9 protein-coding genes and 1 riboswitch are annotated in these 7,890 nt (G+C 69.9%); of the genes, 6 read left to right on the top strand and 3 right to left on the bottom strand.

Features of this window, described 5'->3' with window-relative positions:
* Window positions 1–64: 64 nt before the first annotated feature.
* Complete coding sequence (locus OO62_RS19500) at window positions 65–721, top strand: nucleoside/nucleotide kinase family protein (RefSeq protein WP_033268745.1); 657 nt, start codon at window positions 65–67, stop codon at window positions 719–721.
* Window positions 722–775: 54 nt separating this feature from the next.
* Here the strand turns inward: OO62_RS19500 and OO62_RS19495 are convergent, their stop codons facing one another.
* On the bottom strand, window positions 776–1,141 hold the full coding sequence (locus tag OO62_RS19495; protein WP_033268769.1) for a hypothetical protein: 366 nt from the start codon (window positions 1,139–1,141) through the stop codon (window positions 776–778).
* Window positions 1,142–1,343: 202 nt separating this feature from the next.
* On the opposite strand from OO62_RS19495, the gene OO62_RS19490 reads away from it, so the two are divergent.
* From OO62_RS19490 to nicT, 3 genes are all read left to right on the top strand, one after another.
* Window positions 1,344–1,991, top strand: a complete 648-nt coding sequence (locus OO62_RS19490; protein ID WP_078617254.1) for a MarR family winged helix-turn-helix transcriptional regulator — start codon at window positions 1,344–1,346, stop codon at window positions 1,989–1,991.
* Between the two features lie 62 nt (window positions 1,992–2,053).
* Window positions 2,054–2,902, top strand: coding sequence for an alpha/beta fold hydrolase (locus tag OO62_RS19485; protein ID WP_033268744.1), 849 nt, complete (start codon window positions 2,054–2,056; stop codon window positions 2,900–2,902).
* Window positions 2,903–2,960: 58 nt separating this feature from the next.
* Window positions 2,961–3,174, top strand: a riboswitch (cobalamin riboswitch).
* 32 nt (window positions 3,175–3,206) lie between these two features.
* Window positions 3,207–4,361 (top strand): Nickel transporter NicT, encoded by a 1,155-nt coding sequence (gene nicT / locus OO62_RS19480; protein ID WP_051733429.1) that lies wholly within the window; start codon window positions 3,207–3,209, stop codon window positions 4,359–4,361.
* 62 nt (window positions 4,362–4,423) lie between these two features.
* Here nicT and OO62_RS19475 read toward each other — a convergent pair whose 3' ends face one another.
* Window positions 4,424–4,924, bottom strand: coding sequence for a VOC family protein (locus OO62_RS19475; protein WP_033268742.1), 501 nt, complete (start codon window positions 4,922–4,924; stop codon window positions 4,424–4,426).
* A gap of 328 nt (window positions 4,925–5,252) precedes the next feature.
* Here OO62_RS19475 and OO62_RS19470 point away from each other — a divergent pair, with 328 nt between their 5' ends.
* Window positions 5,253–6,011, top strand: a complete 759-nt coding sequence (locus OO62_RS19470) for a bestrophin-like domain (RefSeq protein ID WP_228332429.1) — start codon at window positions 5,253–5,255, stop codon at window positions 6,009–6,011.
* Between the two features lie 64 nt (window positions 6,012–6,075).
* On the opposite strand, the gene OO62_RS19465 is transcribed toward OO62_RS19470, so the two are convergent.
* Window positions 6,076–7,170: a DUF1152 domain-containing protein gene (locus tag OO62_RS19465; protein WP_228332431.1), complete on the bottom strand. Its 1,095-nt coding sequence runs from the start codon at window positions 7,168–7,170 to the stop codon at window positions 6,076–6,078.
* Window positions 7,171–7,443: 273 nt separating this feature from the next.
* On the opposite strand from OO62_RS19465, the gene OO62_RS19460 reads away from it, so the two are divergent.
* Complete coding sequence (locus OO62_RS19460; RefSeq protein WP_033268740.1) at window positions 7,444–7,854, top strand: hypothetical protein; 411 nt, start codon at window positions 7,444–7,446, stop codon at window positions 7,852–7,854.
* The last annotated feature ends 36 nt before the right edge of the window (window positions 7,855–7,890 follow it).

Here is a 7,890-nt window from a genome sequence, read left to right as displayed (position 1 = left end):
CTCCACCACCACCTCCGCCACCTCCACCTCCACCACCCCGCCGATCAGGCACCATGGACCCACCATGGACCCCCGGCACCTCCTCGCCCGCGCCCGCCGGCTCGCCGACAGCGCGACCCCCGCCCGGCGCCGACTGCTCGGCATCACCGGCCCGCCCGGCGCCGGCAAGTCGACCCTCGCCGCCCACCTGGTGGCGGAGCTGGCCGGGCGGGCGGCGCTCGTCCCGATGGACGGCTTCCATCTCGCCGAGGCGGAGTTGCGCCGCCTCGGACGCACGGACCGCAAGGGCGCGCCCGACACCTTCGACCCGGCCGGTTACGCGGCCCTGCTGACGCGCCTGCGCTCCCCCGAGCCGGACACCGCCGTCTACGCCCCGGCCTTCGACCGCCGCATCGAGGAGCCGGTCGCCGGCAGCATCCCCGTGGCACCCCACATCCCGCTGATCGTCACCGAGGGCAATTACCTCCTCCTCGACTCCACCCCCTGGTCCCGGCTACGCGCCCTGCTCGACGAGATCTGGTACGTCGAGCTGGACTCCCCGGAACGCGTCCGCCGCCTGGTCGACCGCCATGAGCGCTTCGGGCGCCCCCGCGCCGACGCCGAGCGGTTCGTCCACACCTCGGACGAGGCCAACGCCCGCATCGTGGCGGCCACGCGCGACCGCGCCGACCTCGTCATCACCTTCACCCCCGACGAGGCCCCACCCCCGCTGACCCCATGACCCTCTCCCGCCCGTCGTAGCCCCTCCAGTCACTGCCCCTCCCGCCCCCGTCGTTCACTCGCCCGCCAGCAGGCCCACCACCGACAACGCGCCCCACCCCACGGATACCGCCGCCGCCTTCAGCCGCCGGTCGCGCCCCGGCAGCGTCGCGCTGAGCAGAACGGCGTCCCCGAAATCCGCCGCGATCCGCACATAGGCGGCAGTACGCAGTGCCGGGCCTTCGGGCGCCAGCGCCAGCACCAACCCGCTCGCCGCGTCCCGCCACGCCAGCGGGCGCAGCGACGTCCGGGTGGCCCGCGCGCTCCGCCCCTTGCCGTCCACCAGCCCCGACGGCCGCGCCAACAGGTCGGGCACCGCCGTCACCGCCACCCCGTACACCGCCGTGACCACCCCGACCGCCCGCAGCAAACCGACCTTCATCGCCGTCCCGCCTTTCCTCGCACCTCGCGTCGCGTCGTGCCACGCCCCTCGCACTGCGCGCCGGGATTCCTCGACCGCCCGCAACTCCCTCTCCCCCTCCCTCTCGTTCTCCCTCTCCCTCAACTTCCTTCCGCGCGGAGCCCCTTCTCAAACGACATCAGCAGTGTCATCATGACAACATCAGTGTCACCGAGGGGGATTCATGACCGACACCACGCCGGCTTCCGGGGGGCAGGGCGCCGAGGAAGCCGCACCCGCCGAAGCCCTGCTGTACGACGTCATCCGACGCCTGTGGCCCCTGCACCGCACGGTCGTCCGCGCCGTGGAACGCGAACTGAAGGACACGGGCACCGGCATGACCGCCGGCGAGCACGCACTGCTGGACGCCCTGCGCAACGAAGGCCCGAGAACGGTGCCGCAGTTGGCGCGCTCGATGGGCCTGGATCGCCAGCCCGTACAGCGCTGGGTGAACCACGCCCTGGAACTGGACCTGGTCGTGACGGCCCCCAATCCCGCCCACCGCCGCTCGTCCCTGATCGAGCTCACCCCCCAGGGCGCGGCAGCGATACGCGGCATCCAGGAATTCGAGGCGACGGAGCTACGGCAGCGCCTGGCGGACCTGCCGGCGGCGGACATCCGCACCACGCTGCACGTACTCGACCGACTCGGCGAGGAATTCCGGCACCTTGCGAACAGCTCGCGCGTTCCCTCGGAGGAATCCGACACTCACGGCAATCGCGATACTCGTACGCCAAGCCACCCTCATGAGACCAAAGATGCCAGCGCACACAACAACGACGTACGAGCCAATCCAGAGGTAAGAGACAATCACGGAGCCCTGGACGCGTAGACCACAGTCGGCACAGCGCCCACCACACCACCGCATCGCGCGCACAGAGGAAGGTCCGGAGAATGACCCGAGCGATCACCGCCTGGTCCGAGATCGACAACGGTCTCGTGCCCATCGATGACGGCGAGCTGTTCTACGAGACGGCCGGCTCGGGCCCCGCGGTGGTCCTGCTGCACGGCGGCATGCTCGACCAGCACATGTGGGACGAACAGTTCAGTTGGCTGGTGAACTCCGGGCTCCGCGCGATCCGCTACGACTCCCGCGGCCACGGCCTGTCCTCCACCGTTGCCGGTGACTACGCCAACCACGACGACCTGTGCGCCCTCCTCGACGCGCTCGACGTCCCCCGCGCCGTCCTCGTCGGCCTCTCGCACGGTGCGCGGGTCGCCCTCGATGCCGCCATAGCCCACCCGGACCGGGTGACGGCGCTGGCGCTCGCCTCCCCCGGGGTCAGCGGCCGCCCCTTCACCGACCCCTTCGTCCTGGAGCACATCAGGAAACAGGTGGCGGCCATCGGCGCACCGGACGGCGCGGAGCGCTATGTCGAGCACTTCCTGAGGATGTGGGTGGACGGTCCGCACCGCGAGCCTTCCGCCGTGCACCCGGGATTCCGCGAGCGGATGCGTGCCTCCGCCCTCGCCAATGTGGAGGTGCACGCCGAGGGGCTCGGCGGCGGTATGCCTCTCGAAGTCGGAGCCGCGGACCGCCTGGGCGAGATCCGGGTGCCGACGGTCGTGTTCGACGGCGACCTCGACAGTACGGACATCTCCGCCAACGCGCATGCGATAGCCCTGACCGTCCCCGGCGCCCGAAGAGTCCGCATACCGGGAGCGGGTCACATGGTCAACCTGGAGAACACCGCGCTCTACGACCACGAACTGCACGCCTTCCTCTCCTCCTTGACCTACTGACCCGCCAGGAACCACAGCTCAGGGCAGAGGTCCCCACCCCACGCGCTCCCACGGGCAGCTAGAGTGGCCGGGCCGTGGTGTTCGGGAAGACCGGTGACGGACCTTGTGGTCCCAGGCCGGAGCGGCCCTCGCCACTGTGATCGGGGAGTTTCCAGCCCTTTTCCGTACGCGCCCGCGCGTACGGCGCCACTGACCGCAGCCTGCGGCCGGGAAGGCGAGGACGGACGCGTGTACCCGTAAGCCAGGAGACCGGCCACGGCATCTCACGAACTGATTCCACGAGGTGCTGGAGCGTGACCGCCGGATGGCCCTGTCCACCGATACCCCGAACACCCCTGCCGCCGTCGGCTTCCGCTGGCGCCGACAGGACACCCTCCGCACCGTGGGCCTGATGGGCGTCATAGCAGGACTGCACGTCGTCGCCTTCGGCGTGCTCTTCCTGCTCGTGGTGCCGCACCACTACTCCGTGGGAAGCCAGGCTTTCGGCGTCGGTCTCGGTGTCACCGCGTACACCCTCGGCATGCGGCACGCCTTCGATGCCGACCACATCGCCGCGATCGACAACACCACCCGCAAGCTGATGGCTGACGGCAAGCGCCCGGTGTCGGTGGGCTTCTGGTTCGCCCTCGGGCACTCCAGCATCGTCGTCGTGATGGCCGCCCTCGTGGCGGGCGGCGCCCAGCTGGCCGGCATCCTGCTCAACGACGAATCCCGGACCCATCAGATCCTCGGCACCATCGGGACCACGATCTCCGGGACGTTCCTCTACCTCATCGCCGCCCTCAACCTCATCGCCCTGACCGGCATCTGGCGGGTGTTCCGCGGTATGCGCGCCGGCCGCTACGACGAGGCCGAGCTGGAACAGCGGCTCGATTCGCGGGGCTTCATGAACCGCTTCCTGGGACGGTTCACCCGCTCGATCTCCCGCCCCGGCCAGATGTTCCCGCTCGGCTTCCTCTTCGGGCTCGGCTTCGACACCGCGACCGAAGTGACCCTGATGGTGATGGCGGGCAGCGGCGCCGCGGCCGGCCTCCCCTGGTACGCGATCCTCTGCCTGCCCCTGCTCTTCGCCGCCGGAATGAGCCTGTTCGACACCCTCGACGGCACCTTCATGAACTTCGCCTACCAGTGGGCGTTCTCCAACCCGGTGCGCAAGGTCTACTACAACCTCACCATCACCGGCCTGTCGATCGCGGTGGCCTTCTTCATCGGCACGATCGAGCTGGTGACCGTGCTGCACGACAAGCTCGGCCTCAGCGACCCGCTGACCGGCTGGATCTCCGGCCTCGACCTCGACAACGTCGGCTTCATCATCGTCGGCCTGTTCCTGGTGGTGTGGGCGGCGGCACTGACGTACTGGCGCGTGGCCGGCGTCGAGAAGCGCTGGGCGGAACGCGCGGAACGTACGTCTTCGCAGGCCCGGCCGGCGCAACCGGAGCCGCAGGGCCCGAGCGCCTGAAGCACCCGCCCCCTGGGCCCCGCTACGGCTCCCCCGCCGCGTCCCGGTGCCCCCCACTCCCCTCAGGTGGCCGAACCGGCTGCCGCCCCCGTCACCAGATCCGGCCCCCAGCGCTTGAGCGCCACCGCCAGATCGAGGGGCCGCAGCCGGTCCGACTCGTCCGGGCCCGGCCAGTCCTCCCTCGGCACCCGCCACATCACCTCGAACTCGTTGCCGTCGGGGTCCTTGGCGTACAGCGACTTGGACACGAGGTGATCGGTGGTGCCGACGAGAGCACCGCGCCCGGCGAGCTGCTCATGCGCCGCCGCGAGTTCGCCGAGCGTGCCGACCTCCCAGGCCAGGTGGTAGAGCCCGACCCGCCCGGCCTCGGGCCCCGGTGCGTCCGCCGCCACCGCGAACAGCCCCAGATCGTGGTCGTTCAGTGAACCGGGCGCGCTGAGGAACGCGGCCCGCCCCGGTATCTCCACATCCACCGTGAGCCCCAGCGCCTCGGTGTAAAAGGCGATGGCCCGCGGCACGTCACGGACGTACAGCACCGCATGGTTGAGCCGTCGTACAGCCATGAATCCACTCCCCGATCTCCCGCCGCGGCCCAACACCGCGGCAACCGCACCCGACCGCCCCCGTCCACCGGCCGGCATTTACTTGAAAGTTCAAGTCTGCCCTCGAACTGACCCTACACACCCCCACAACCCCGAACAACACCCCAAACAGGCCACGCCACCCCGCCCCCCAGCCAGCCCCATCGCCCCTCTCTCACCGAAGGGACGAAGGCGGCGTGTCCGCAGCCCGGTGCCTTCGTTGGCCACCTCGCCGGTGATCGCGGGTGGGGTACGTCAGGAGCGTGGAGCAGTGACCATGGCCCGTTGGATCGTGATCAACGTCCCTCCCTTGCTGCTGCTGGCAGGGCTCATCGTGGGGATCGCCGGCGGGACAGCAGCCGTCCAGGCAGGCGTCCGGCACCGTTTCCCCCGCCTGAAGCGGGGCGCGCACAACGAGATCGCCCAGTTCCTCTTCCCCGTGATCGCTGTCGTCTACGGGTTCCTCATCGGCTTCCTCGTCCTGGCGCTCTGGGGCCAGGTGAACACGGCAGACCAGACGACGCGGGCCGAGGGCGCCACGGCGATGCAGATGGCCAGGGGCCTCGAGGTGTTCGGCACGACCGAGAGCGCACGGCTCCGGCAGAGCCTGGGAGAGTACGTACGTGCGGCCGCGAACGAGTGGTCCGGCGCCGCGAACGGCCATACCGCACCCGAGGCCGAGAACGCACTGAACCGCCTGTACAGCGTCTACGGGAACGTCAAACCCCGCAATGACACCCAACGGGCCTTCCTCGCCGGCTCGCTGGCGTCCCTGAGGGAGCTGAGCAAAGCGCGAACGGAACGCCTGCTTGAGGCACGCAGCAACATCGGCCCACCTCTGTCCTTGTGGATGGTGGTCTTTCTGACCAGCGGCCTGGTCCTAGGGTTCGCCGTCACCTTCGGATCGGAACAGGCCCCGATGCATTACGGGATGGTCGCCGCGGTGAGCGTCCTCGTCGCCGCCAACCTGTTCCTCGTCACGGAACTGTCCTTTCCCTTCCTCGGCGAGTTCTCCACGTCACCGGAGCCCCTGCGCGCGGTGATCGAGGTCCTGTCGCCGCCTCGGTAGTGGATCCGGGTTTCCTGCGGCCCCCGACGAAGCAGCCGCACGTGCGCCCCACTCCGATGTCCGGTCAGGCTCCGGAAGCGATGTGCCAGAGCGGAGCCTCGTACTGCTCCGGGTGGCTGCTGAGCAGCAGCGCCCTGAGGTCCTGGCGCTGATTGCCGCCGAGGCCGAAGGCTTCGGTGAGCCGACGGAACGTGGTGTGGGTGATGCCGCGGGACCGCGCGTCGGCCTCGAACCCGCCGAGCTGGTGGAGTACCGCTTCCGGGTCGAGCTGCCGGGCGGGCTGACTGCCGAGCCGACCGGCCTTGTCACGCTCGTCGTCGATCTCGGAGAAGCCGCAGATCTCCCGGCTGTACTGCTCGACCTGGTGCAGGTTCTCCGTCGCGAGGATGGCACGGGCGAGCTGGTTACGGTTCAGGGCCTCGTCGAGATCGACCTCGTACACGACAGGACCGTCATCGGTGAGCGGGACAGGCAGGCCGGCCTCCCGCACCTCGCACAGACCACGGGCGCCTCGTGCCGTGGCGGCCAGCATGGCCGCGGCCTCGGAGGGATGCCACTCCAGTACCGAGCTGACGGGCGTGACGTGCTCGGCGGTGAGCGTCAGGACCACGGGGCCCAAACGGTCGCGCAGGACATCGGCGGGCAGTTCGCCGTCCAGGCCGGGGCCCGCGACCAGCAGACGTACGGGAAAGTTGAGTTCGCAGCACGCCGCGAGGGTGAGGGCGTCGGCGAGCGGGCTGCGGAGAGTGGGTTCGTCGCCCCGGGCGAGGATGTCGCCGCCGACGTCCAGGAGGTCGACCGAGTCCGGCTCCAAGTACTGGACGATTTCCTCGAGTTGGCGAACGATGCCTTCGGCGCCGTGGTGCGGGTCGATCAGCGCGAAGGTCTGCGGCAGCTCCCCGGCCAGCCGGGGAAGCGTCGAGCCCGCCGGAGCGATCGGCGCCGCATCGGCGGGCACCGTCCGGACGCTTCGGGTGAGGGGGCGAAGACCGGTGAAGTTGGCCGGCCCCCTCGGTCCCGGAACGGGGTCGACCAAGAGACGGTCCCACGCGTAGGTCAGCACCACCGCCGGAGTCTCACCCCCGTACAGGGCGGCATCCAGCATCGCCGCGGCGACAGCGTCGCCGCCTCCTCCCGCTGCCACGATCAAGCGCGTCACGTGCGCCAGAGTAAGCGCTGCCAGGGGCCGATCCCGTGCACCTCGCCCCCATGACTTTGCACCCGCCACCACTCCGGCGGCCCGTTGATCAAGGGATCCGTGGCATCCCGTCCGCATCACTCGTCTGCACTGCAGAGATCGACAGCGACCAATTGCCCGCTGAGGCTGTGAGCTGACATGGGGCCCCGCGTTGCCTGTTGAGGAGCCACCCGGCCAGAGGGAACTGTGGCGCGACAGGCACCCGCCCCCAAGGAAAAGGAGACATCCCTTCGCATGGCACACCGCACTGCCACGGTGGCGGAAGCCACCTGGGCGCCCAGGTGGGCGGGAGCTCTGCTGTGCCTCGTGGTAGCCGCCATCCACGTGGTGGACCAAGGCGGCGTCACAGCAACGAGGGACCCCACCTACGTAGGCGTCGCCTACCACGTCCTGGAGATCGCGGCCGTGATCACCGCGGTCCTGCTCCTCCTCGGCTTCGTACGACTGGGATGGTTGCTGGCAGCGGGGGTGGCCCTCGGCCCCCTGGTGGGCTACATCCTCTCCAGAGGACCGGGGCTGCCCCACTACAGCGATGACATTGCCAATTGGACAGAGCCGCTTGGGCTGGTCAGCCTGGCCGTCGAAGGAGCCCTGCTCCTGCTGTCGGTGCCGCTCTTCGTGCGGAGCTTGCGTCGCAGACCCTGAATCTGCGGCGAGCTATGGAGACCGGGTGATATTGCG

The sequence above is a fragment of the Streptomyces lydicus genome, from assembly GCF_000717345.1.
GTDB classification, from domain to species: Bacteria; Actinomycetota; Actinomycetes; order Streptomycetales; family Streptomycetaceae; genus Streptomyces; species Streptomyces lydicus.
This window is presented reverse-complemented; position numbering and strand designations above follow the sequence as displayed.